This window comes from Pseudofrankia sp. DC12, assembly GCF_000966285.1.
Classification (GTDB): domain Bacteria; phylum Actinomycetota; class Actinomycetes; order Frankiales; family Frankiaceae; genus Pseudofrankia.
The window spans coordinates 3,886,853-3,911,552 of the sequence record NZ_KQ031391.1; the positions used below are offsets into that span (position 1 = coordinate 3,886,853).

The 24,700-nt window shown below is 71.0% G+C and carries 15 protein-coding genes and 2 pseudogenes; 9 read left to right on the plus strand and 8 right to left on the minus strand.

What is annotated here, in order from left to right; translation table 11 throughout:
* Window positions 1-139: 139 nt before the first annotated feature.
* The 3 genes from FRADC12_RS15485 (at window position 140) to FRADC12_RS15495 (ending at window position 4,579) form a co-directional block, all read left to right on the plus strand.
* A complete protein-coding gene (locus FRADC12_RS15485) occupies window positions 140-1,840 on the plus strand; it encodes a long-chain fatty acid--CoA ligase (RefSeq protein WP_045877184.1) in 1,701 nt (566 codons plus the stop codon).
* Between the two features lie 77 nt (window positions 1,841-1,917).
* Complete coding sequence (locus FRADC12_RS15490) at window positions 1,918-2,667, plus strand: histidine phosphatase family protein (RefSeq protein WP_045877185.1); 750 nt, start codon at window positions 1,918-1,920, stop codon at window positions 2,665-2,667.
* 166 nt (window positions 2,668-2,833) lie between these two features.
* Entirely contained in the window at window positions 2,834-4,579 is a 1,746-nt protein-coding gene (locus tag FRADC12_RS15495; protein ID WP_232303821.1) for an acyl-CoA dehydrogenase family protein, read from the plus strand.
* Window positions 4,580-4,592: 13 nt separating this feature from the next.
* On the opposite strand, the gene FRADC12_RS15500 is transcribed toward FRADC12_RS15495, so the two are convergent.
* From FRADC12_RS15500 to FRADC12_RS15515, 4 genes are all read right to left on the minus strand, one after another.
* The gene (locus FRADC12_RS15500; protein ID WP_052710936.1) at window positions 4,593-5,165 is read right to left on the minus strand and encodes an NADPH-dependent FMN reductase; all 573 of its coding nucleotides are present in this window, start codon (window positions 5,163-5,165) and stop codon (window positions 4,593-4,595) included.
* Between the two features lie 199 nt (window positions 5,166-5,364).
* Complete coding sequence (locus tag FRADC12_RS15505) at window positions 5,365-6,363, minus strand: hypothetical protein (RefSeq protein ID WP_232303822.1); 999 nt, start codon at window positions 6,361-6,363, stop codon at window positions 5,365-5,367.
* Window positions 6,364-7,194: 831 nt separating this feature from the next.
* Complete coding sequence (locus FRADC12_RS15510) at window positions 7,195-8,523, minus strand: cystathionine gamma-synthase (RefSeq protein ID WP_255355194.1); 1,329 nt, start codon at window positions 8,521-8,523, stop codon at window positions 7,195-7,197.
* Window positions 8,520-10,181 carry a pyridoxal-phosphate dependent enzyme gene (locus FRADC12_RS15515; RefSeq protein ID WP_045879659.1) on the minus strand — a complete coding sequence of 554 codons (1,662 nt, stop codon included), beginning with the start codon at window positions 10,179-10,181 and terminating at the stop codon, window positions 8,520-8,522. The genes FRADC12_RS15510 and FRADC12_RS15515 overlap by 4 nt, the downstream gene beginning before the upstream one ends.
* 404 nt (window positions 10,182-10,585) lie before the next feature.
* On the opposite strand from FRADC12_RS15515, the gene FRADC12_RS15520 reads away from it, so the two are divergent.
* Entirely contained in the window at window positions 10,586-10,792 is a 207-nt protein-coding gene (locus FRADC12_RS15520; protein ID WP_045879660.1) for a cold-shock protein, read from the plus strand.
* 249 nt (window positions 10,793-11,041) lie between these two features.
* On the opposite strand, the gene FRADC12_RS15530 is transcribed toward FRADC12_RS15520, so the two are convergent.
* Both FRADC12_RS15530 and FRADC12_RS15535 read right to left on the minus strand, forming a co-directional pair.
* Window positions 11,042-11,830, minus strand: a complete 789-nt coding sequence (locus tag FRADC12_RS15530) for a hypothetical protein (protein WP_045879661.1) — start codon at window positions 11,828-11,830, stop codon at window positions 11,042-11,044.
* Window positions 11,831-11,883: 53 nt separating this feature from the next.
* The gene (locus FRADC12_RS15535) at window positions 11,884-12,114 is read right to left on the minus strand and encodes a DUF397 domain-containing protein (RefSeq protein ID WP_502685310.1); all 231 of its coding nucleotides are present in this window, start codon (window positions 12,112-12,114) and stop codon (window positions 11,884-11,886) included.
* 1,587 nt (window positions 12,115-13,701) lie between these two features.
* Here FRADC12_RS15535 and FRADC12_RS15540 point away from each other — a divergent pair.
* From FRADC12_RS15540 to FRADC12_RS15555, 4 genes and pseudogenes are all read left to right on the plus strand, one after another.
* A pseudogene (locus tag FRADC12_RS15540) lies at window positions 13,702-14,016 on the plus strand (helix-turn-helix domain-containing protein); the annotation flags it as partial.
* A gap of 315 nt (window positions 14,017-14,331) precedes the next feature.
* Window positions 14,332-15,510, plus strand: coding sequence for an ISAs1 family transposase (locus FRADC12_RS15545; protein ID WP_045876696.1), 1,179 nt, complete (start codon window positions 14,332-14,334; stop codon window positions 15,508-15,510).
* 39 nt (window positions 15,511-15,549) lie between these two features.
* Window positions 15,550-16,113, plus strand: a pseudogene (locus FRADC12_RS15550) (DUF5753 domain-containing protein); the annotation flags it as partial.
* Between the two features lie 986 nt (window positions 16,114-17,099).
* On the plus strand, window positions 17,100-19,040 hold the full coding sequence (locus FRADC12_RS15555) for an EAL domain-containing protein (protein WP_232303823.1): 1,941 nt from the start codon (window positions 17,100-17,102) through the stop codon (window positions 19,038-19,040).
* Between the two features lie 147 nt (window positions 19,041-19,187).
* On the opposite strand, the gene FRADC12_RS34365 is transcribed toward FRADC12_RS15555, so the two are convergent.
* Complete coding sequence (locus tag FRADC12_RS34365; RefSeq protein WP_084010787.1) at window positions 19,188-20,450, minus strand: peptidylprolyl isomerase; 1,263 nt, start codon at window positions 20,448-20,450, stop codon at window positions 19,188-19,190.
* A 479-nt stretch (window positions 20,451-20,929) separates the two neighbouring features.
* Window positions 20,930-21,703 carry a hypothetical protein gene (locus tag FRADC12_RS15565; RefSeq protein ID WP_157488876.1) on the minus strand — a complete coding sequence of 258 codons (774 nt, stop codon included), beginning with the start codon at window positions 21,701-21,703 and terminating at the stop codon, window positions 20,930-20,932.
* Window positions 21,704-21,943: 240 nt separating this feature from the next.
* Here FRADC12_RS15565 and FRADC12_RS15570 point away from each other — a divergent pair, with 240 nt between their 5' ends.
* Window positions 21,944-24,520, plus strand: a complete 2,577-nt coding sequence (locus FRADC12_RS15570; RefSeq protein WP_045877191.1) for a DEAD/DEAH box helicase — start codon at window positions 21,944-21,946, stop codon at window positions 24,518-24,520.
* The last annotated feature ends 180 nt before the right edge of the window (window positions 24,521-24,700 follow it).

A 24,700-nucleotide genomic window follows, 5' to 3' on the forward strand; every position in this document is an offset into this window, starting at 1 on the left:
GCGCGGGCCTGGTCGCAAGCCACGCGGAGATCTGGTTGGTTGCGCGCCCGATGGCCGGGCCTTACGGTTTCGCGCACTGACCGGCCCGGCCGCGCACGGTCCTGGCTCACGGCGCCGAAAGGACACGGTGGCAGCAACCATGATCAGCACGATGCAGGACGTGCCGCTGGGGATTCGGCGGCTGCTGGAACACGCCGTCACGGTGTATCCCGACCAGAAGCTGTTCACCGCACAGGCGGACGGGAGCCTGACGGTCGCCACGTTCGCCGAGGCCGGGGCCAACGCGGCCCGGCTCGCGCACGGGCTCACCGAGCTGGGCGTCACGGCTGGTGATCGGGTCGCCACCCTGATGTGGAACAACGAGGAACACATCGAGGCGTACTTCGCCGTGCCCGCGATGGGTGCGGTCCTGCACACCCTGAACCTGCGGCTGCCGGGCGAGCAGATCGTCTTCATCGCCAACCACGCCGAGGACAAGGTGCTCCTCGTCGACCACACGCTGCTGTCGGCGCTGGTCGCGCTGCTGCCGGCGATGAAGACGGTCGAGCATGTCGTCGTGAACCACGGCGTCCTCGACGCCGCCACGGTCGGAACGGATCTGGCCGCGCTCGCCGCCGCCGCGGGCCGCCCGGTCGAGGTGCACGACTACGCGGCTCTGATCGCCGGCCGCCCGGACACGTTCGACTGGCCGGAGGTGGCGGAGACGACGGCGGCCGCGATGTGCTACACCTCCGGCACGACGGGTGACCCCAAGGGCGTCGTCTACAGCCACCGGTCGATCTTCCTCAACGCGATGGGCTCCGCCCTGCCGTCGATGATGGGCATCTCGTCGGCCGACCGGGTGCTCGCGATCGTGCCGCAGTTCCACGTGTTGTCCTGGGGCCTGCCCTACATCGCGTTTCTCGGCGGCACCGAGCTCGTGCTGCCCGGACCGTTCCTGCAGGCCCAGCCGCTGGCCAAGATGATCGAGGCCACCGGGGTGAACAAGGCCGCCGGCGTGCCGACGATCTGGCAGGGCCTGCTCGCCTTCCTGGAGGCGAACCCGGGCGCCGTCGACATCTCGTCGCTGAAGGAGGCCGTCGTCGGCGGCTCGGCCTGCCCGCCGTCGGTGATGGAGGCGTACGACCGGCTCGGGATCACCCTGCTGCACGCGTACGGCATGACGGAGACCTCGCCGCTGGTCACCGTCGCCCGCCCGCCGGCAGGCCTCAGCCCCGAGGAGGCCTGGCCATACCGGCTCACCCAGGGCCGGTTCGTCGCCAACGTCGCCGCCCGGCTGGTCGGTGCCGGCGGCGAGATCCTGCCCTGGGACGGGAAGAGCGTCGGCGAGCTGGAGCTGCGCGGCCCCTGGATCGCCGGCTCGTACTACTCCGGCGGCACGCTGACCGGCGACGGGGTGGGGGCCGCCGACCCGGAGAAGTTCCACGACGGCTGGCTGCGGACGGGCGACGTCGGGCACATCAGCCCGGACGGCTATCTGACCCTGACCGACCGGGCCAAGGACGTGATCAAGTCCGGCGGCGAGTGGATCTCGTCGGTCGAGCTGGAGAACCTGCTGATGGCACATCCGGCGGTCGCGGAGGCCAGCGTCATCGGCGTGCCGGACGAGCGTTGGGGCGAGCGGCCGTTCGCGCTGGTGGTACTGCGCCCGGACGCCGTGGCGACGCTCGCCGAGCTGCGGGAGTTCCTCAGTGGCAAGGTGGCCCGCTGGCAGGTGCCGGAGCGTTGGCAGGTGATAGCGGAGGTGCCGAAGACGTCGGTCGGCAAGTTCGACAAGCGCCGGCTGCGGCAGCAGTACGCCGTCGGAGAGCTGGTCGCCCAGCTGGTCCCCGCGCCGTGACGCCACGCCTCGTGGCCGGTTCCGGATAGCTTGCCTTCGGACCTGGAGCCGCGGCGGCGGGCAGATCGGAGGCTGGCGTGAGCGTCGTCTACCTGGTGCGGCATGGCCAGGCGTCGTTCGGCGCCGCCGACTACGACGTCCTGTCCGAGCTCGGCCACCGACAGGCGGCGCTGGCCGGGGCCGAGCTGCGGGCCCGGGGCGTTCGGGTCGATCTTGTGGCCACTGGCACCCTGCGCCGCCAGCGGGAGACGGCCGCCGCCGCGCTCACCGCCTATGCCGCTGCCCCCGCCAGCCAGGCCGGCACAGGCACCGGCGCGGGTTCGGCGGTTGCCGTCGACGCGGGCGGCTGGGCCGGCGGGACCGAGACCGACGCCCGCTGGAACGAGTACGACCAGGACACGATGGTCACCGGCGGCCGGCAGGGCCACGCGCCCCCCGCCCAGCGGGTGTCGACCTCCAGCGGGATCTCGTCGCGGTCGTTCCAGGGCCTGCTGGACAACGCGCTGGCCGACTGGATGGCCCGCGACGACACCGGGCCGGGCAGCTTCCGGGCCTTCAGCGACGGCGTCGCCGGCGCGCTCGACGGGCTGGCCGGCCGGCTCGGCTCCGGTGGCACCGCGGTGGTCTTCTCGTCGGCCGGCCCGATCGCCGCGCTGTGCGGCCGGCTGCTCGGCGTCGGCGTCGAGGGCCTCGTCTCACTGAACCGAACCATGATCAACGGAGGCATCGCAAAGATCGTCTGTGGCCGGTCCGGCACCAGCCTCATCTCGGTCAACGAGCACAGCCACATCGACGCCGCGGGCCGGGAGTTCCTCAGCTACCGCTGACGACCAGCGGCCTCTCGGCCCAGCTCGCGCGCAGGAAACCACCCGCGCGGGCCTGGCGCGCTGCGCGGGTGCACGCCGGATTGCGGCTGGGTACTGGATGCGGAGCGGATACGGGAGCAGGATGACCGCGACGGCCGGTGAGTTCCGGCTGAGGAGGTGCGGCGCCATGACGGTGGCACCTGGATCGACGACAGCTGGGTCGACGCGACGATCGTCCAGCGGCTCGACGCGGCTCGGCGGTGAGCCGGTGCGGTCGCGGCCGGCCGTGACCCACGCGGTGACGAACCAGCCACCGCCGCTGGTCGACTACGACGTCGCCGACGACCCGGTGCTGGAGGAGGGTCTGCGCCGCGAGGGCGCCGCCTTCTATATCGACGACCTGCACCGCCTGGGCTGGCTGGCCGGCAGCGAGCAGGCCGCTCGCTGGGGGGATCTCGCGAACCGGCACGTCCCCGAGTTACGCACCCATGACCGGTACGGCAACCGGATCGACGAGGTCGACTTCCACCCGTCGTGGCACGCCCTGATGGACGTGGCCGTGCGCGAGGGCCTGGCCGGTGCCGCGTGGGGCAGCCGCCGTCCGGGAGCGCACGTCGCCAGGGCCGCCGGGCTGCACGTCTGGAGCACCGTCGAGCAGGGCCACACCTGCCCGGTCTCGATGACCTACGCCGTGATCCCGGCGCTGCGCACCGAACCGGAGCTCGCCGCAGTCTACGAGAAGCTGCTGGCCAGCCGGGTCTATGACCGCGCGATGTGCCCGCCTACCGGCAAGCTCGGCCTGATCGCCGGCATGGGGATGACGGAGAAGCAGGGCGGCTCGGACGTTCGGTCCAACACCACGGCCGCGGTGCCCCACCCGGACGGCAGCTACCGGCTGCGCGGGCACAAGTGGTTCACCTCGGCGCCGATGAGCGACCTCTTCCTCGTGCTCGCGCAGGCGCCGAGCGGGCTGTCCTGCTACCTGGTGCCCCGAGTTCTTCCGGACGGATCGCGCAACACGTTCCGCATCCAGCGGCTGAAGGACAAGCTCGGTAACCGCTCCAACGCCTCCGCCGAGCCGGAGTTCGACGATACCGTCGGCTGGTTGGTCGGCCCGGAGGGGCGCGGCGTGCGGTCCATCATCGAGATGGTCGCCATGACGCGGTTCGACTCGGCGCTCGGCTCCGCGGCCGGAACCAGGGCCGCCCTTGTCCAGGCGCTGCACCACACCCGGCACCGCTCGGCGTTCGGCGCCCTGCTGGTCGACAAGCCGCTGATGCGCAACGTCCTGGCCGACCTCGCGGTCGAGTCGGAGGCGGCGACGACGCTGATGCTGCGGCTGGCGGGTGCGATCGACCGGGGCGTGCGCGGCGACGCGGGGGAGCGCGCGTTCCTGCGGCTGGCCACCGCGCTGGCGAAGTTCTGGATCTGCAAGCGGCAGCCGGGCTTCGTCGCCGAGGCGCTGGAGTGCCTCGGCGGGAACGGCTACGCAGAGGAGTCGGGGATGCCCCGGCTCTACCGCGAGGCGCCGCTGAACAGCATCTGGGAGGGCGCGGGCAACGTGAACGCCCTGGACGTGCTGCGAGCGCTCGACCGTGAGCCGGCCGCCGTGGCGGCGTTCGACGCCGAGGTTGCCCGGTCCGCCGGCGGGGACGACCGGCTCGACGCGGCCGTCGCCGCGCTGCGCGCGGACCTGGCCGACCTGCCGACGGCGGACCCGGGCGAGCTGGAGTTCGGCGCCCGTACCCTGGTGGAACGGATGGCGCTGGTGTTGCAGGGCGCGCTGCTGGTCCGGCACGCACCGCCCGCCGTCGCCGGCGCATTCTGCGCCACCCGGCTGGCCACCGGCGGCGGCCGGGCCTACGGCACGCTGCCGCGCGGCACGGACGTCGCCGCCATCCTCGCCCGTGTCCCTCCGGTGACCCGCGGCTGACCCGGCCGCCGGTTCAGGCCCGGACGCGCGCCGCGCGTGCCGTGGCGAGGGCGATCACCGCGTCAAGGTTGGTTGCCGACCAGCGGTCGAGCGTCTCGTCCAGGGTGCCGAGGGTGCTGTCCAGGACGAACAGCCCCGTGGTGGGCAGCGAGGCGCCGATCTCGACGAGCACCGGGCGCAGGTGGACCTCGACGGCGAGCGCGTGCTGGGGCGCCGCGGCGACCTGGACCGGGATCGCCGGCACGCCGCCGAGTTCGCCGGCGCCGATCTGGTCGAGCAGCAGCTTGAGCAGGCCCGTGTAGGTCGCCTTGTAGGTCGGCGTCGCGACGATGAGGACGTCGGCCGCCGCCATCGCCGTCGTCGCCGCCTTGACGGCCGGGTCACCCCAGCCGAGCAGCCCGGCGCCCAGCTGGGAGACCTCGATGACCTCGGCCGCGGTGCTCCCCGGGATGCCGTTGCCCGCCCCGCCGTTGCCGGTGGCCGCCAGCCCGCGGGTGACCCGCTCGGCCACCGCCTCGGCCACCCGACGGGTCCTCGACTGCGGCTTCGGGTTGCCCACGACGCTCAGCACACGCCAACCAGCCATCGCCAGACCTCCTGGGCGGCACCTGACGCCGCGATCTCGGACGGTGCCACGCTATGCGCCGGCCGATCGCGGATCCAAGCTTTCCAGGAGCGGTTGAGCCGTGCCTGTCATGTTGCGGTAACACTTGTTGCGCTGGCTCCGGGAGCGGCCGGGGACCGGAGGCGCCAGCCCCGGCCCACGGCCGCTTCTCGGGATGCGGCTACCAGGACCAGCGGAAGCCGACGACGGCGTGATGGATTGCTGGCAGGAACCGGTGCAGGGTGTTGTTCTCCGACAGGGCCACCGGCTCGTCGTCGACGATCAGGCCGCCCTCATGGGTGCTCCAGACCGTCCACCGGGGGTCGCGCGGCAGCCGGGCCGGGTCGAACGCGATCGCGAGGTCGATGCTCTCCGTCTTGGCCCGCACCGCCCGCCGGATCTCCTGGACCGGCTGGCCCGACGGGAACCGGGCCCGCAGCTCCAGCGCGTGCCGGGCGCCCCGGCCGAGGGTCCGGTCCAGCCCGACCTCGGTGAGTGTCAGCCGGGAGCTGTAGGCATGCCGGGAGCCCGGCTGGCCGCCGACCAGAACCGTGCTCTCGGTCGCGTCCGAGCGCAGCACCCACGGGTAGACGGCGACGCCGTCCTCCTGCGCGGAGATCACCTGGTGGGTGTGCTGTTCGACGAGCGAACCGGTGTCATCGAACCGGTAGCGCTCGAACAACGCGAGGGTGCGGTGGCGTTGCGGCAGGATCAGCGCCGGCGCGCCGCGCCTGCTTCCGGAGCTCGCGTCGACCCCGGGGTCGGTGAGACCGGCGAACGCGGCCCACAACCCGGCCTCCTGCTCACGCATCCCGAACGCCTCGATGAACCATTCCATCGTCTGGGCCGAGATGCGCCCGCCGCCGAGCGCCCGGCTGACCCGGTCCTTGAGAGCGCGGTCGAGCTCCTGGTCCTCCTCGGCGACGATGCCGGCGTTCCAGAGGTATTCGGCGATGACGCGAGCCACCGCCGCGAAGCTCGGCTCCTGGGCGCTCGCCCGGCGGACCCGCGACTCCCACATCCGGCGGTACTCCGCCGTCCCGGTGAGCAGCTCCCGCAGCAGCCGGCCGGCGCGTTCCCCGGTGGAGAGCGCGTCGTCGCCGGTGGGCGGGTTTTCCCCGGTGCCAGCGAGACCGGCCCGGGACTGGTCGGCCCCATCGGCCGGGCCGTCGATGTTCATATCTGTGCCTGTGCTGTCTGAGGCCGAGTGCGGGCCTGTGTCGTCTGGGGCCACGTTTGGGCCTGTGCTGTCCGAGGCCGAATGCGGGCCTGTGCTGTCCGAGGCCAAGGGCGGGCCTGTGCTGTCCGAGGCCAGATAGAGGCCTGGGATGTCATCGGCGTGCTGCTCCGGCGGCGCCGCCGGCCAGGCCGCGCCGCCCGCCAACGTCGGGTTTCCTCTTGCCACGCCCCACCCCTCCCGATAGCGCTGCGTGGTCATGGTCGGGTCGCCTACCGGCGGCGCAAACCGACTTGGCCCGGCGATGGTGGCTCTGCGTAACGAGCCATCCTTACGGGCCGTGGCGGGCGCCGCGGCCGAGGCAACCTCAGAGAACAGTAATGCCCCGGCGGTCGGCCGCATCGTCGGCATGTGCATTGTCGACGGAATTGCGCATGGTCGGCGACGGAACGTCGTCTCCGAGACATTCTCAGGCCCGCTACGTGCCACAGTGGGGCGGAGGCACTGCGGACGTCTATCCTTGCGAGCGGGGTGGCATATCGCCTTTGCTTGCAGTCGGTCAAGTGTTTCGCCAGTTGCCTGGTGGGCCGTGCGCCGGATCGGAACGGACTCTCCGCTTACCTTCGGTTAGCGACTAGGTTCGCGAGGCCGGTCCACGGTTACTGTAAATTGCGACTCCAGAATCGCAACGCCGCACAACATTTCGCGTATCCGTAGCGGAGAGTCACCGATTTTCGGACACCGTCGAGGGGCTGCGGCCCGGGCGCGCGGCATGCCGGCCTGGCCTGCGAGGCCGGGCAACGGTCCGCGGTTTGACGCTCTTCTTCTGTTCTGTCAGGCGGAGGAAGCATCCAGAGACTGGCGCAGGTCGGCGAGCAGGTCGTCGGCCGACTCGATCCCGACCGAGAGCCGGACGAGGTCATCGGGCACCGCGAGCGGGGACCCCGCCGCCGAGGCATGCGTCATCCGGCCCGGATGCTCGATCAGCGACTCCACCCCGCCCAGCGACTCGGCCAGCGTGAAAAGCCTGGCCCGGCGGCAGACCGCGGCCGCGGCGTCCGCGCCGGCGCGGACCCGGAACGACACCATGCCGCCGAACCCGGACATCTGTCGTGCGGCGACCGCGTGGCCCGGATGCGTCGGCAGGCCCGGGTAGCGGACCTCCGCGACGCCGGGGTGGCCGTCCAGCAGCGCCGCGACGCGGGCGGCGTTCGCGCAGTGCCGGTCCATCCGCACGGGCAGCGTCTTGATCCCCCGCAGCACCAGCCAGGCGTCGAACGGCCCGGGCACCGCGCCGGCGGCGTTCTGGACGAACGCGATCCGCCCGCCCAGCTCAGGGTCCACCACGACGACGGCCCCGCCGACGACGTCGCTGTGCCCGCCGAGGTACTTGGTGGTCGAATGCACGACGGCGTCCGCGCCGAGCGCGAGCGGTCGTTGCAGGTAGGGCGAGGCAAACGTGTTGTCGACGACGAGCAGCGCACCGGCCGCGTGGGCCAGCTCGGCGAGCACCGCGATGTCGGCGATCGACAGCAGCGGGTTCGTCGGGGTCTCGCACCAGATCAGCCGGGTCCGCCCGGCGCGCAGCGCGGCGCGCACGGCGGCCGGGTCGGCCAGGTCGACGGGTGTGTACTCCAGGCCCCAGTCGGCGTAGACGCGGTGGAACAACCGGTAGGTGCCGCCGTAGGCGTCGGCCGGGATGAGCGCGTGGTCGCCCGGCCGGCAGACTGCGCGCAGCAGCGCGTCCTCGGCGGCCAGGCCGGAGGAGAACGCGAGCCCGGCCCGGCCGCCTTCGAGCGCGGCGAGCGACGTCTCGAGCGCGGCGCGGGTCGGGTTGCCGGAGCGGGCGTACTCGAAGCCGGCCCGCAGCCCGCCGATCCCATCCTGCGCGAAGGTCGAGGCCAGGTGGATCGGCACGACGACGGCGCCGGTCGCCGGGTCCGGCTCCTGACCGGCATGCACCGCGACCGTCTCGAATCCTCGCCTGGTGTCGTCGTGGCCGGCCCGCTCCCGTTCCGGACCCGCCGCCCGCGCCTGGTCACGGGACTCGCCGACGCGGCGCGGCTGGCCGGGGACCGGCTCCGGCGCGGCGGCCGCGGTGATTTGGCTCGGGCTTGTCTGGCTCCGGCTGGGCCGCTCCGCGCTCGGGCTCGCGGAGGTCACCGGGCGGCCAGGTAGCTGAGGAGGTCCGCGCGGGTGAGGATGCCGACCGGGTTGCCGCTGTCGAGGACGAGAACGGCCGGGTCGTCACCACCCAGAGCCTCGACGAGGGTCGAGAGCGGCTCGCCCGAGCCGATTGTGGGCAGCGGGGCCGACATGTGCGCGGCGACCGGCGTGTCGATCACAGTCCGGTCGGCGAAGACGGCCGCGAGCAGTTCGCGTTCGAGGACCGCGCCGGCGACCTCGGCGGCCCGCAGCGGTGGCTCGTGCCGGACCACCGGCATCTGCGAGACGTTGTACTCGCGCAGGTAGGAGATGGCCGCGCCGACAGTCTCGTCGGGATGGACGTGCACCAGCTCCGGCGCCGTGGCGGTTCCGCCGTCGGCGGTGGCCCCGGTCCCGGTGGCCCCGGTCCCGGTGGCCCCGGTCCCGGCGGCCCCAGCGACAGTGGCCGCGCCGGCGCCGTTGGCCCCCCCGGACCGGTCGGACCCGCCGGGCCGGTTGGCGGCGGGCCTGCCACCCGGCCTGCCGTTCCCGTTGGCCCTGCCGTTGGCGGTGTGCTTGCTGGCCAGGACCGCTCCGACGACCGGTTCGTCGGATGGCGGGTCGAGGAAGCCGTAGTCGTACATCCACTCGTCGTCGAAGATCTTCGACAGGTAGCCACGCCCGGAGTCGGGCAGCAGCACGACGACCAGGTCGTCCGGCCCGAGCGCGCGGGCGGTCCTGGTCGCGGCGACCACCGCGAGCCCGCACGAGCCGCCGACCAGCAGCCCGGCCTCGCGGGCCAGCAGCCGCGTCATCAGGAACGAGTCCCGGTCGCTGACCGCCTCGACCCGGTCGACGACCGTCTTGTCGAACGTCGATGGCCAGATGTCCTCGCCGACGCCCTCGACCAGGTAGGGCCGGCCGCTGCCGCCTGAGTAGACCGAGCCCTCCGGGTCGGCGCCGATCACCTGCACCCGGCCGCCGCTGACCTCCTTGAGGTACTGCCCGACCCCGCTGATCGTCCCGCCGGTGCCGATGCCGGCCACGAAGTGCGTCACCCGGCCGGCCGTGTCCCGCCAGATCTCCGGCCCGGTGCTGGCCCGGTGCGCGGCCGGGTTGTCCGGGTTGGAGTACTGGTCGGGGCTCCACGCGCCCGGGGTCCGGCGGGTGACGTCGCGCGCGACGGAGTAATAGGAACGCGGGTCGTCCGGGTCGACCGCCGTGGGGCAGACGAGAACCTCCGCGCCGTAGGCGCGCAGCACCGAGCGCTTCTCTTCGCTGATCTTGTCGGGCATAGTGAACACGCAGCGGTAACCGCGCAGGGCCGCCACCATCGCGAGGCCCACGCCGGTGTTGCCACTCGTCGGCTCGACGATCGTCCCGCCGGGGCGCAGCCGGCCGTCCCGCTCGGCCGCGTCCACCATCGTCACGGCGATCCGGTCCTTCACCGAGCCGCCCGGGTTGACGTACTCCAGCTTTCCGACTAGCGGCGCCCCGCCGCGCCCGTCCGCCTCGCCGGTCCCGTCCGCCGGCCACAGGCGCGCGGCGGCCGTGACGGCCTCGGTGAGCCGGACGAGCGGGGTGTTCCCGATCAGGTCGGTCACCCGGTCGACGACCCTGAGGCGGCGCTCGTCACCGGGGACATCGAGGCCGTTGGAGTCGTCCTGGAATCGCATCGCCGCCACCCGCCTGCCTGATCGTGCATGGTCGTGAGGCCGGCTCGCGCCCTCGCGGCCAGGCCCGCGGCCGTTGGCCTCGGCCGTGCCCGCCAGCTCGCGGTCACCGTCCACGCGATAACTGTTGGTAATGAATCTACCGTCACTGGTGACAGTGGTGCTCGCTCGAAGTCGCTGCCGGGCGTCCTCGGCCGGGGCGGCCGGTGATCCAGTCGCCGGTCGGTCCGGATAGAGTGACGGCGTCGCCGTCGCTCGAGCTGGCCGCTGTCCCGCCGCGGGTGTAGACGGGGACCAGCGCGACAGGCTGGGGGGAACGGTCGTCGGCGCCCTTGGCGGGCCGCGCCGGCGTCGTGGAGCGGGGTGGCGTGGCAGCCCACCCACGAAAGATCGGCATGGAGGTCGACATGGCTTCGGGCACCGTGAAGTGGTTCAACTCCGAAAAGGGCTTCGGGTTCATCGCGCTAGACGGTGGCGGCCCGGACGTCTTCGTCCACTACTCGGCGATCCAGACCGACGGCTTCAGGACCCTCGACGAGGGGCAGCGCGTCGAGTTCGACGTCGAGCAGGGCCAGAAGGGGCCGCAGGCCGGCAAGGTGCGTCCTACCAGCTGACGAGGCCGGGCTGCCACGATGCCCGGCGAGGCCCTTGATGGGCGTCCCGTTCGTCGATGGCCTCGCCGGGTTCACCTTCGCCCCGGACGGCAGGAAACCCGGGACACATCGGTGTGACCGGGGCTGGCTGAACGCGGTGGCCGGCATCGCTGGCGGGCCGTCCGCGGTGGGTCGCCCCGAGCACGTCGCTGTGCCGGGGCTGGCAGGGGGCCGCGAGCGTCGTCCGGTGGCCCCGAACGTGCCCGCGCGCTAGAGGACGCCGCGCAGCGCGCGGGTGGCGATCGGGAGTACGACGCGCGGGTAGCGGAAGATCTTCTGCGCGGTGAGCTCACCACCGTCGAGGACGGCGGCCAGAGTGTCGGCGCGGGAGCGGTCCAGCCGGCCGGTGCGCCAGAGATGACGTAGCCGGACGAGGCCGGGCAGCGCCGTCTCGATCGCCACATTGTCGGGCCGCGGCGCGCCGCCGAGCCAGGCGTCGTACCGCGCGCCGGTCATGACCTGCCAGATGATCGTGTCGGCGACCGTGCCGGTGCCGTCGGAGACCGTGACCAGGTGCGGAACCCGGAAGGCGTCCGGTGCCCCGGCCAGGTCCGGGCGCACCGCCGCGGTGACGACGTCCGCGCCCAGGCCCATCCGGTGCTGCCGGGTGCGCAGATGCGCGCTGAACGCCAGCGCGAGCGCGGTCCGACCGGGTGGACTGGCCTTCGCGTGCAGCACCACCGCGTCGACCGCGCGGGTGCGTACCCGGTCCATCCCTTCCCGGACGAGCCAGGTGCGGTCGACGGCGACGAACGCGACCTGGCCGGGGCCGCGCGGCGCGAAGTTGTCGTCCTCGACCGCCGCGGCCTCGGTCGCCGCCAACGAGGGCCGGTAGGTCTGGGAGGAAGTCCGCCAGGCGGTCCGGCCGGGAGCCGGATCCTGGAACCACCGACAGGTCACCAGGCCGTCGGCGTCGGGCAACGACAGGCTCGGAAGGTCACTCGACGTGAAGATGCGCTCTCCAGCCAGCGTCTTCTCCGAGGAAGTCAGGGTGTCCATGCGGGCTCCGAACGAGCGCGAGGCAGGCGTAACGGTGGCGGCGGCGACGCCCATCAGCAGAGCAGGTTGTCGAAGTCGCCGTCCTTGGCACCCAGGATCAGGGCCTCGATCTCGGCGAGGGTGTAGATGAGAGCCGGTCCCTGCGGATGCCGGGAGTTACGGACCGCGACGGCATCGCCCGAGATCCGCGCCATCTCGACGCAGTTCCCCTGGGAGTTGCTGCGTCGGCTCTTCTGCCAGGTGGCGCTTTTCAGAGCGGCAGCAGACATGCCGTTGTAGATCATGGTCAAGGCGGTCTCCTGAGGATGCCGGGGACGGTTGCCACCGCACCCCGAATCCGTGTCGAACGAGGTGGCCGCGCCGTTCGTCGCCATTGGCGAACGGCGCGGATGCTGCGAGCGGTCCTGCAAGCCGTGCCTCCGCCTCGCGAGGGGCTGCCCTCCGACCAGTCCCTCGGACGAACCGGTCCGGGCATGCGCTCGGCGGCCCGCAACGATCACCGTCACGGCTGTCCCAGCGGGACGCCGACCTGCGGTCGGGTACACCAGCCCACCCCCCTCCGCGTCGCGGAAGTTCCCGGATACGCCGTGCTTCTTTGTTCAGCAGCAGTATGGCACGGTCGCATGCACGTGCATCTGCCCGGGAGAGGACGTGTGCAAACGTTGGGAGCGAACGTTGTCGCCGTCCGCGGGCGCACCTGCCCGCACTGGGCGAAGCTCGCGCACAGGCAGGCGTCTGACCTGCGCAGACGCGGGCCTGGGCGGCGCTCGTACGCCTCCGGCCGCGTCGGCGACCGGCTGGGCGCCGCCCGTTTTGTGGCCTACGTCTCGCCAGTCGCCGCGCCTGGCCGGACGCGGCGACGGGGTCCGGGGCCAGCCGGTGACGGTCCGCACGACCCCGCCGGCGACGACCCGTCGGCCGTGCGCCTGAGCCGGTGACCGGTCAAGGTGGTCGGGTGCCGGGCGCCAGTGGGTGAGTCGCCGGGCGGCGAGTGGCGCTGGAGACCGGTCGCCGTGCGGCGGCAGAGGCTGGTGATCGCCGGCGGTGGCCGCGTTGGAGGACCCGACTCGGCCGACGCGGGTGGGCGGGCGAGTGGTGGGCCGGTTGCCGGGCGGGGGGAGGTGCGGTGAAGGGTTGGTAGCGTGTTCGTAGCGTGACGGAGATCTATACCCAACGCGGTATATCGGGCCGATGGTGCGCACCGGCCCGTGATGGTGTAGGAATCACGCAAATGACGCTCCGTGGCTGATCGGGCTGGGTACGTCAGGGCGTTGGCTGGGAGGTCCCGCGTGGTGATCACGATGGAGGGGTCGAGTGGCGGACGAGGGCGCGCTGCGCCCCGGGGTGGCCGTCTCGCGCTTTTGCGCGCCCGCAATCGACTCTCTTCGGTCACTGTGCGTTGACGATCTGTCAGTCGCCCGCTCCGGGAGCTTGCCTAGGTGGCCTTCGCCCGACATGACTGTGAGTCATGTCACGGGGGCGACCGCGAAGGCGTTCCGGCCCAGCTCCTTCGCGGTGGGCGGCCCGGGCCGATCCGGGCGAGTTTCGGGGCGGAGCCGGGTGACCGTCGGGGGTGCTGCAGGCGCTGGCAGAATAGAACCGTTCGGCCGATCCGGGCGGGTCGTCGGGGCCGTACAGGTTCGGGGGTTTCGCGATTCGGTGACCGGCTGCGACGGAGCGAATGTCTGTTTTGCTCCGATTTCCGGTCTTTCGCCGGACGTTGCAGCGCGCCTGAATCGTGATCGGCAAGGACCGCGGAGCGCTGTGCCTCGCAGGTCGCGAGACTTTTACTCCGGTCGGGTCTGGACGCCGCGCCCGGACACGGACAAGCTTGCTTACCGTTACGACAGCGGGATCAGAGGGAGTGAGACGTGACGACAGCGTCGGCGGGCGGTGGCCCGACCGTTCGTCGCATCATGCTCGGCTCCCAGCTGCGACGGTTGCGTGAAGCCAAAGGCGTCTCTCGTGAAGATGCGGGCTACCACATTCGCGGTTCCGAGTCAAAGATCAGTCGGCTTGAGCTCGGACGTGTGAGTTTCAAGGAACGCGACGTCGAGGATCTGCTTACTCTTTACGGCGTGACCGAAGAAGCAGAGCGGGCGCCGTTCATGGCGCTGGTCCGCGAGGCAAACCAGCAGGGTTGGTGGCAGAGCTTCTCCGAGGTCCTGCCGAACTGGTTCCAGCCCAGGGCCAAGGGAAGATCACTCCAGGTAGCGAACTATCGCTCTGAGTAATCGTCACGATCGAGCTCTCGGTCCAGGTTTCGACGGGTCTCGCGGGTGCAGTTCCTTCCGGCCGGAATCTCGCCGCCCGCGCTTCCGAGCTATCGGAAATGACGCCATCGGCAGCTACGAATGCCTACCCGAAAATCCGCCGCTGTGCGCCCAGTCGCCATGGCCGTTGAATTGACGAAAACAAGAGCCGCCGTTGCGAAACGACGGCCTCCTGATCGGGACAATGAGAGTGCGAACAAACAATCCCCCGAGACAGAAGGCCGCCAAGTGTCATCATGCCAGACCGGCGCCGCTTTGTCGAGCGGCCTTGACAACGCCGGCAAAGAAAAAATCGGTCGACTTCTTGCCATGCTGCGTCTTGTGAAGGATTTCCGCGACGCCCGGGGCCGGGTTTACGACCTCGAGTTCGTGCTTGCCACGGCGACCGTCGCGACGCTCGCTGGCGCCACGTGTTACCGCGAGATCGGAAGCGAGGCGGCCGACCTCTCCCAAGGGCTCCTCGCCGCACTCGGCGCGCCCTACGGCTATTTTCGGGGCTGCTACACCGTTCCCTGCGAATCCACCATCCGCGAGACCCTCAAAGGAGTCAACTCGCATGTGCTGGACCTGGTCGTCGGCACCTGGCTGCACGAACAAGCGACCCGCGATCACAACGGCGATCTGGTGATCGCCCTGGACGGTAAGGTCTTGCGCGGCGCTTGGAGCACGGAGAACCAGCAGTTCACGCTGTTCTCTGCCATGACTCACAACCAGGGGGTCGTCATCGCCCAGACCAAGGTCCCCGCGGATACCAACGAGATCACCCAGGTCGCGAACCTACTCAAAAACATCAAACACGAGCGCGGCCGAACCGTCATCACCGCAGACGCCGCGCACACGCAGGTCAAAACCGCGATCCTACTCTGGAAAAAACGAATCGACTACGTGTTCACTGTCAAGGGGAACCAGCCGAAGCTCTTCCAGCAAATCTTCGATCGCCTCCTGCCGGTTATTCAGAAAACACCGGGGCATGAGGTCGAGGAATGCTCCCGCGGAAGTATCAAGCGCTGGACGACTTGGACGCGACCCGTGGATGACATCCGTTTCCCACGGGCCCGAACAATAGCCGTCATCTGCCGCGAAGAATTCGATCTCACCGGCGCCCGTCTCAGCAAGGAATACGCCTTCATTGTCACCAGCCTGCGCGGTGAGCGCGCCGCTCCGGACGCTATCCACACCCACGTCCGAATGCACTGGGGCATAGAGAACCGTGTCCATTACGTCCGCGACACCACCTGGCGGGAAGATGCCTGCCAAGCCCACCAAGAAAACGGCCCGCACAATCTCGCGATCCTCCGCAATCTCGCGCTCGGCCTACTACGCCTCCACGGCGTCACCAAGATCAAGGAAACTGTGCAGGAGATTGGCCGCGACCGTAATAGAGCCGTCCAGTACCTCGCTACCTAGCGTAGCCGATCAACACGCAGTGCGATCTTCGCGAGGCCCTGGTTCCAGCCATACATCGGGCTGGAAGAGTCGGCGTCCCTCATCCGTACCTACGAGCTGCAGTTCATCCCGGGCCTTCTGCAGACGGAGGAGTACGCGCGCGCGATCATCACCCAGGGAAACCGGGGCGTGCCGAAAGAGATCATCGAGGCCCGCGTCAACGTACGTATGAACCGGCAGAAGGTCCTGAGCAGGGAAAACGCCCCACGCCTGTGGGTCGTCATCGACGAGGCGGCGCTGCGGCGGCCGATCGGTGGCGTCAAGACGATGAAGGCGCAGATCGAACACCTCATCGACCTGATGACGATGCCGTCGCTGACTCTGCAGGTCATGCCGTTCGACTTCGGCGGCCACGCCGCTGAGGGCGGCGCGTTCAGCATCCTGCGATTCCCGGAGCCGGACATTCCGGATGTTGTGTACATCGAGGTCCTCGGCGGGGCCAACTACCTGGACAAACGCGAGGAAGTCGACCGGTATATGGAGGCCATGGACCGGCTGGCGGTCGACAGCACGACGCCGGCCCGCACCGCGGACGTCCTGAAGAAGATTGCACGCCAGCTCTGACGGCCTGACCGCCCGCCCCCGGCCCTCGTGGGCCTTTGCTGGTGGGCACCCGATCTGTAGCCAAGCCTCGCTCCGTCGCCGAGGGCCCGCACCGCGACGTCGTGGCGGCTTCTGCTCGGCCCCGCGGGCTGTCCAGCCCGCGCCGCCACTGGTGATCTTTGATGGCTGGTCTCGCTGCGGCCGTGGAGACTCCGCCCGGACCCGCCGCGGCGGGTCCGCGACCCCTCCCGAGGAAGCCTTTTCGGGCTGGCCCTTACGTGACGGAACCCTTTTTGGCGATCAGGGCCCCGGCCGCGTTCCATTCGGGTTCGGCCGGCGTGCACGTGCATCCACGCCGTGCAGAACGCCCGTGCATTCTCCGCGTGCATTGAGCGGAGGCGTTTCCTGCATCATGCAGATTGTGTACGTGCGGGTTACGCCTCGGTTGGCGACCTGCACGTGATTCGGTTTTGTCACATCGCGGTGGCGGACGGCCGCTGAAATCTCACATGTATACGGAGTGGTAATTCCGGTATCCCTGCCCGATTCGTCCGGCTGTGTTAGCGGCGACCCGGCGCGTAGCCGGACCGGCGTGACCGCGGCTGGCGCTCCCGGGCCGGCATCGTGGCGCCTGCGTGCCGTTATGTCGCCCTCGACAGGCAGGCCCCGGTTGCCCGGGGAAACCAGCGGAGACGGGGCCCATCGGGACCGCGTTCGCGGCGTTGGGCTCCGATCCGCGCAGGGGTGCCCGTGCGGCGGCCGGAACTCGTTCTGGGACGATAGGGAGCAATCAACTCGCGGACCGCAGGGAAGGCGCTGTGGACGACCCGATCGCCGATCGTTGGTATGAGGCGGTGACCGTGGTGTCGGCACGCGCGGGCGTGTCGCCGTCGGCGCCGGCCGCGCGGATGACCCCGCCCGGCGCGCCGACCCCTGAGGCAACGCGGAAGAGCCGGCCCGTTCCGGGACCGGCTGGTTCGGCGACCGTTGAGCCGACCAGCGTCGCCGTGATTTCCGACGGTGCCCCCGGGGCCTCGGCCGTCCCGGACATGTGCGCGGTTCTCAGCGGGTCCGGCCAGCCGGACTCGCCGGCCCAGGTCGAGACGTTCGCCTGTTCAGCCCCGGCGGCACCCGCAATCGGATTCGGACCCCCGGACGGATTCGCCGCGGCCGGCGCGGCGATGCGGGCCGAGCTGCGAGAGCTCACCGGTCAGCTGTTTCGCGCGATCGCGGCCGACCCGGCCGACCCGGGGACCGGTCGAGCGGTTGGCGCGCGGCTGGTCCGGATCGGGTTCGCCGAGCCGGACGCGCTGGCCCGCAGCGTCGACATCCTCGGCCCTGCCCTGGCCGCCGCTGCCGGCGCCGGGCGCGCGACCGCCGTCTACGCTCTCCTGGGCGCCGTGGCCGCTGGCCACGGCGACGCCCTGCGCAAGCGGGACCTGGCCGTCGCCGCGGAGAAGCAGCGCGCCGAACTCGCCGCCCTGCGCAGCGCGCAGCGGGCCCGCCGGGACGGTGCGGCCCAGTTCCGTGCCGCCTTCGACCACGCCGGCATCGGGGCCCTGGTGGTGGCCGACTGCGGCGAGATCGTGGAGGTCAACGACACCGCCAGCCAGATCGTCGGCCGAGACCTCGCGCACCTGTCCATCGGCGACGTCTGGGACCTGGTCCACTCACGCGACCGGGCCGAGCTGATCGACATGTGGGCCGCCGTGCGGGCCGGCCGCTCGGGGCACGGCGTCTGGCGGCTTGACCGGCCGGCCGGTCCCGACGGCGGCCCGGTGTGGGTGGCGCTGACGGCGACCATGGTCGAGGACGACGCGGCCAGAGTGTGCTTCGCCGTCACGATCGAGGACGTGACCTACCGGCCCGACCCGCGGTACACGCCTGAGCGCGGCGGGCCGGCCGCTCCCGCTGCAGGCCTCACGCCCACGGCCGGCACGGACAGCGCGCTGGGCCGGCAGGTCGACGCGACCCGGGTGTCCGAGTCGGACCAGGCGGCGGCCGCCGCGCGGATGACCCGGGGGATCGCGGCCGCGCTGCGGGACGGCCAGTTCGTCGTGCACTACCAGCCGATCGTGCGCCTGCTCGACGGGCGGATCCAGGGCGCCGAGGCGCTCGTCCGCTGGAACCATCCGCGGCTCGGGATGCGCCGGCCGGAGGAGTTCATCGGTGCCGCCGAGGAGTCCGGCCTGATCGTCCCGCTCGGTCTGCACGTGCTGGAGACGGCCTGCCAGGACGCGGCCCGGTGGGCGAACGTGGCTGCGACCGCCCCCGCGCTAGGCGACGACGAGCCGCCGGTCCGCCCGTTCGTCAGCGTCAACCTCTCGGTGCGCCAGCTGGAGGAGCCGGACACCGTACCGGTCATCCTGCGGATCGTCGAGCGGGCTGGGATCGAGCCCGGCCGGCTGCAGCTCGAGCTGGTCGAGAGCCTGATGCTCGACACGGTCGGCCGTCCGCTGGAGGCGCTGCGCGCCCTCGCCGCCGCGGGCATCCGGATCGCCATCGACGACTTCGGCACCGGCTACTCGAACTTCGCCTACCTGCCGACGCTGCCAGTCCGTGCGCTCAAGCTCGCGGGGCAGTTCGCCGGCCAGGTCGACGATGACGCCGACGGTCCGGACGGCGACCCGGGTGGCCTGCTGTCGGCGGTGGCTCTCGATCACATGGTCGAGGGCATCGTCCTGATCGCCCATCGGCTCGGCCACACGGTGACCGTCGAGGGTGTCGAGACGCGCGAGCAGGCGGCGCGGATGCTGGCACACGGCGCCGACTTCGGTCAGGGCCACCTGTTCGGCCATCCTGTCTGTGCCGACAAGCTCGCTGCCGTCTTCGCCGGCGAACCGGCGAACGTCGGCGGGACGCATGGGCCGCGCCTGGCCGCCATGCCGGTTCCGTCGGCGCGGGACCATCGGCTGCACGACCACGCGGCCCCCCACCGATGGGTCTGAGCCCGCTCTGGCGCGGGCTCGTCGGACAGTAGTGAGACTTTTGGGCTATCCAGCGCCCCAGAGGTCATGACCGGCAGTCAAGAAGGTCGCTGAGCCAGGCTGCCGGCGGTCCGGCCTCGGCGTCGCCGAGGCCGGACCGCCACCGGATCACTGGGTGATGGCGACCGAGGTGATCTCGGGCTTGCTGGCCGGGACGCCGTCGCCGGCCTCGCCCTCGACACCCGGGCTGGTGATCTTGTCCAGGATGTCCAGACCCTGGGTGATCTCGCCGAAGACCGTGTAGCCGCCGGCCAGCGCCTGAGCCCCGGCCTCGGTCGGGTCCGCGTAGCTGATGAAGAACTGGCTGCCGTTGGTGTCCGGGCCCGCGTTCGCCATCGCGAGGACGCCGCGGTTGTAGTTGACGCCGCTCGTGTTCTCGTTCTTGTAGGCGAACCCGGGGGTGCCGGCGCCCTGCGCGGTCGGGTCGCCGCACTGTAGGACGAAGATCATGGAGCTCGGCCCGTAGGTCTCGCGGTGGCAGGTCGTCTGGTCGTAGAACTTGTGCTGGGCGAGGTACTCCAGCGCATGCACCGTGCACGGAGCCTTCGCGGCGTCCAGCGTGGCGACCATCGTGCCGTAGTTGGTGTTGATCGTCATGGTCGCGGTCTTCGTGTCGACGCTCGGCCCGGCCGGCGGAAGCGTGACGTCACGCGCCGGCTGCTGGCCGTCCTCGGTGTAGACGCAGTCGCCGACCTTGGTGGACGCCAGTGGCTTGGTGGTCGGGGTCGGCAACGTCGACAGCGTGTCAGCGGAGCTGGACGAGCCGCCGGCCGCCTTCGAGATCAGGACCGCGCCGGTGATGAGCAGCGCCGCGGCCAGCAGGCCGAAGGCCGCGACCTTCACCTCGGGGGACAGCTGGCGACGGCGTGGCGTCCCGGCCGAGATGTCCTTCTGCCAGCTCGGCTTCGCGTCGTCTTCGTCGTCTTCGTCGTCTTCGTCGTCCTCGTCATCCTCGAAGTCGGCGGGGTCGGGCTCGTCGAAGTCCTCGGCGTCAGGGTTTTCGGGGGCGAGGTCCTTGGCGTCCAGGTCGTCCTCGTTCTCGGCGGCGAGGTCGTCGTCGCCGAGGTCCTTGGCGTCGGCGTCGGGGTCGTCGTCGTCCTGGCCGGCGTCGTCCTCGTCGTCGGTCGCGCCGGCACGCAGCGTCGGCCCGGTGGCCGCCCACGGCCCGGCGGCTGGGTCCCGCGGTGGCGGCAGCAGGCCAGCCCACCCACCCGGAGCAGCGTCGGCAGTGCCCACGCCCGGGATCATCGGGATTCCAGCGGCCGAAACTATGATCGGCGGCGCGGTGCTGGCCTTGGCCGCCGGCTCTGCCGGCGCACTCGACTCGGCGGGCCGCTCGTCCGGCCCGGCGGGGTCCTTCTCGTCCGGCATCAGTTGCTACCTCCCGGCGTCGCAGCCTAGCAACCCAACCTGTAGGACGGCCGGCTCCCTCCGCCGGAGCGAACACATCTGGTTACGGGCTGGCGACGACCGGATGGCGGCCGCGGGCTGCGGCGTGAGCGAGCGCAGCGAAAGCTGTGCCCGGTCGACGTAGTGGGCCGCGCCGCATGTGCCCCGGTCCGGAAGCGACGAGCGGCACAGGCCAGGTCGCGGAGTCCGAGGTGCTGTTGGCCTGGCCAGCGAGGTGGCAGCCGAGCGGACTGTCGCCGCGATCAGTGGCGACTCGCCGACATCGGCTCCGGGTCGGACCCGCCGGTCCGCGCCCGGCCGGCTCCGCCCCCCGCGGGTCTCGCCCTCGCGAGCGCGCCGAATTGGTGACATCAGCTCCGGGAGAGAAGACCCGCCGGGTGTGGAGGTGGAACCGGCCCACGGACCGAGCTGACCGGCGGCGCGAGTGGCCTCCCTGCCGGCTACACCGGCAGGGAGGCCACCGCGGAAAGGAGCGCGGAGGTGCTGGTCGAGTCAGACACCTCGGTCGTCACCGGTTCGCTCGGGGTCGTCGGCTCGGCGCTCGTCGGTTCGACGACCGGCAGCTTCGTCGTCGGAGCGGGCGCGTCACTGGTGGGAGGCAGCGGCTCCGTCGTGGTGCGCGGCGGAGTGGTCGGCGGCGGCGTCGTGCCTGGCGGCGTGGTGGCCGGCGTCGTCGGCACGATGGTTGGCGGGCTCGTCGTCGGCTGGCCTGGCGGGGACGGACGCGGCGGCGTCGGGTCCGTCGTCGGCTCGGTGGTCGGCGGGAACGTGGCCGCCGGAAGGATCGTGCCGACCGGGACCGTGGGCGTCGTCGGAGTGAGGCCAGGAGTCAGGGCCTTCGTCGAGCCGGGCTGCTTCTCCGACTTCGCGTCCGGGCGACCGCCCAAGGCCAGCGCGTGAAGTCCGACGGTATTCGGCGGCGGAGGCTCGACGCTCGCGTCGATGGTCGGCGCAACAGTTGCCGGAGCGGTATCGAACTGCAGTAGCGGGCCCAGGCTCCAGCTCGCCGTCGCCGCGTTCGGCCCGTCCGCGGCGCTGAGCGAGGCGGGCGCGCCGCTACCGTGCCTGGTCATCACCATGACGAAGACAATCAGCCCGGTCGGGACGATGACCATTACGGCGGCCACCAGCCGCCGCTCGAACGTCGACACCCGTCGGGCGCTCAGCCAGGCGACCACTGGGACGATCGCGAACAGAACGCAATAGATCAGCACCCTGAGCATTCCACGCCCCAAGCCGCCTTCGGCGATGTGATCCGCTCACAATACGACCGATGCACCCGATATGACCATCCCGCGACGGACATCTGACCGGTCATCCGGTGAAATATGGCCGCCGTAGGTCACCTCTATGGGACGATTTGGTAACAGCGTGTTGGTTGGTTGGACGTAGTTGTGCTGGTGGCGAGGGGCGCCGGGCGGCGGACCGAATTGTCAGGCACGATCGGAAGCACCATGACGCTTGCTGCCACCACCGACCTCGTTGACGCCCTGCCCCCCGGCGGGCTGCCCGCCGCGCGTCTGGATCCGCTCGGCGAGGACGCGATCTACGCGACGTTCGATGAGTGGGCGCGCGACCGCGGGCTGTCGCTCTACCCGCACCAGCAGGAGGCGCTCATCGAGATCGTCTCCGGGGCGAACGTCATCCTGGCCACCCCGACCGGGTCGGGTAAGAGCATGGTCGCCGCCGGCGCGCACTTCGCCGCGCTCGCGACCGGCCGGCGCACCTACTACACCGCGCCGATCAAGGCCCTGGTCTCGGAGAAGTTCTTCGCGCTGATCGAGATTTTCGGCGCCGAGAGCGTCGGCATGATCACCGGCGACGCCGGTGTCAACGAGCAGGCGCCCATCATCTGCTGCACGGCGGAGATCCTCGCGAACCTGGCGCTGCGCGCGGGCGCTGACGCCGATGTCGGCCAGGTCGTGATGGACGAGTTCCATTTCTATGCCGACCCGGGCCGCGGCTGGGCCTGGCAGGTGCCGCTTGTCGAACTGCCGCAGGCCCAGTTCGTGCTGATGTCGGCGACGCTCGGGGATGTCGCCCGGTTCGAGCGCGACCTGACCCGCCGCACCGGTAATCCGACCGCGGTCGTCCGCTCCGCGGACCGGCCGGTGCCGCTCTACTTCCAGTACGTCATGACGTCGCTGCAGGAGACCATCGAGGAACTCCTCTCCACACACCAGGCACCGGTCTACATCGTGCACTTCACCCAGGCCTCGGCGCTGGAACGTGCCCAGGCGCTGACCAGCATCAACGTCGCGACGAAAGTCGAGAAAGAGCAGATCGCGGCGGCGATCGGCGGCTTCCGGTTCAGCTCGGGGTTCGGCAAGACACTGTCCCGGCTCGTCCGCCACGGGATCGGGGTGCACCACGCCGGGATGCTGCCGAAATACCGCCGACTCGTCGAGGTGCTCGCCCAGGCCGGGCTGCTGAAAGTCATCTGCGGGACCGACACGCTGGGCGTCGGGATCAACGTGCCGATCCGCACGGTCATGTTCACGTCGCTGTCGAAGTACGACGGGACCCGCAACCGCATCCTGACCGCCCGGGAGTTCCACCAGATCGCCGGCCGGGCCGGCCGGGCCGGGTACGACACGGCCGGCTACGTCGTCGTGCAGGCGCCCGAGCACGTGATCGAGAACGAGAAGGCGCTGGCGAAGGCCGGTGACGACCCGAAGAAGCGCCGCAAGGTCGTCCGCAGGAAGCCGCCCGAGGGCCAGGTCGGCTGGGCGCAGCCGACCTACGAGCGGCTCATCTCCGCCGAGCCGGAGCCGCTGACGTCCCATTTCGTCGTCACCCATTCGATGCTGCTGAACGTCATCTCGCGGCCTGGCGACGCGTTCACCGCGATGCGCCACCTGCTCACGGACAACGACGAGGACCGGTCCGCGCAGCGCAGGCACATCCGGCGGGCGATCGCGATCTACCGTGCCCTGCTCGCGGCCGGCGTCGTGGAGAAGCTTGAGAAGCCGGACGCGACGGGGCGCACGATCCGGCTCACCGGCGACCTGCAGTTCGACTTCGCGCTGAACCAGCCGCTGTCGCCGTTCGCGCTCGGCGCGCTCGACCTGCTCGACCGGGAGGCGCCGGACTATCCGCTCGACGTTCTGTCCGTGATCGAGTCGATCCTGGACAACCCGCGGCAGGTGCTGTCGGCCCAGCAGTTCAAGGCGCGCGGCGAGGCGGTCGCGGCGATGAAGGCCGAGGGCCTGGACTACGACGACCGGATGGAGGCCTTGCAGGAGGTCACCCACCCGAAGCCGCTCGACGAGCTGCTGACCGCGGCGCTGGAGATCTACCGGCAGGGCGCACCCTGGGTCGACGACTATGAGCTGGCCCCGAAGTCGGTGGTCCGGGACATGTACGAGCGGGCGATGACGTTCGCCGAGTACATCAGCTTCTACGGTCTCGCCCGCTCGGAAGGGCTGCTGCTGCGCTATCTGGCCGACGCCTACAAGGCGCTGCGCCAGACCGTGCCCGACACGGCCCGTACCGAGGAACTGTCCGATCTGATCGAATGGCTCGGCGAGCTGGTCCGTCAGGTCGACTCCAGCCTGCTCGACGAGTGGGAGCGGCTGCGCAACCCGAACGCGGCCAACCTGGCCGAGGCGGCCGCCATCGAGCATGGTGATCGGCTCGGCGACAAACCACCGGCCGTCACCAGGAACGTCCGCGCCTTCCGGGTGCTCGTGCGGAACGCGATGTTCCGCAGGGTCGAGCTCGCGGCGCTGCGCCGCTGGTACGAGCTCGGCGAGCTCGACGGCGGGGCCGGATGGGACGCCGATGCCTGGGAGGACGCGCTCACGCCGTATTTCGTCGAGCATGATGAGATCGGTACCGGCGCCGATGCCCGCGGCCCGAAGATGCTCATCGTGGACACGGCGACGCAGCCCGGCGCTTGGCTGCTCCGCCAGATCTTCGACGATCCTGCCGGTGACCACGACTGGGGTATCAGCGCCGAGGTCGATCTCGCCGAGTCCGACGAGATCGGCGCCGCCGCCCTCACCGTCACCGCCATCGGCCAGCTCTGACGGCCCGGGCCAAGCCCACGCGGATGGTCAGGCCCGTCGGCCCGGCGTTGCTCCGTCGGAGTTTCCCGTGAAGCGGTGCCGGCCCGAGAATGGCGAACCGCCCCGGCCGTGACAGGAGGGTGGCCGGGGCGGTTCTGCTCCCACGCCTCGCGGGGACGGCGCGTGGGAGTGCTCTGGTAG

What these genes read in the sequence shown, in the direction of transcription:
- FRADC12_RS15505 (WP_232303822.1), bottom strand. Translation starts at nt 6,363, where the DNA reads ATGAACATCGACGGCCCGGCCGATGGGGCCGACCAGTCCCGGGCCGGT.
- FRADC12_RS15515 (WP_045879659.1), bottom strand. Translation starts at nt 10,181, where the DNA reads ATGCGATTCCAGGACGACTCCAACGGCCTCGATGTCCCCGGTGACGAG.
- FRADC12_RS15485 (WP_045877184.1), top strand. Translation starts at nt 140, where the DNA reads ATGATCAGCACGATGCAGGACGTGCCGCTGGGGATTCGGCGGCTGCTG.
- FRADC12_RS15520 (WP_045879660.1), top strand. Translation starts at nt 10,586, where the DNA reads ATGGCTTCGGGCACCGTGAAGTGGTTCAACTCCGAAAAGGGCTTCGGG.
- FRADC12_RS15535 (WP_502685310.1), bottom strand. Translation starts at nt 12,114, where the DNA reads ATGATCTACAACGGCATGTCTGCTGCCGCTCTGAAAAGCGCCACCTGG.
- FRADC12_RS15495 (WP_232303821.1), top strand. Translation starts at nt 2,834, where the DNA reads ATGACGGTGGCACCTGGATCGACGACAGCTGGGTCGACGCGACGATCG.
- FRADC12_RS15500 (WP_052710936.1), bottom strand. Translation starts at nt 5,165, where the DNA reads ATGGCTGGTTGGCGTGTGCTGAGCGTCGTGGGCAACCCGAAGCCGCAG.
- FRADC12_RS15570 (WP_045877191.1), top strand. Translation starts at nt 21,944, where the DNA reads ATGACGCTTGCTGCCACCACCGACCTCGTTGACGCCCTGCCCCCCGGC.
- FRADC12_RS34365 (WP_084010787.1), bottom strand. Translation starts at nt 20,450, where the DNA reads ATGCCGGACGAGAAGGACCCCGCCGGGCCGGACGAGCGGCCCGCCGAG.
- FRADC12_RS15530 (WP_045879661.1), bottom strand. Translation starts at nt 11,830, where the DNA reads ATGGACACCCTGACTTCCTCGGAGAAGACGCTGGCTGGAGAGCGCATC.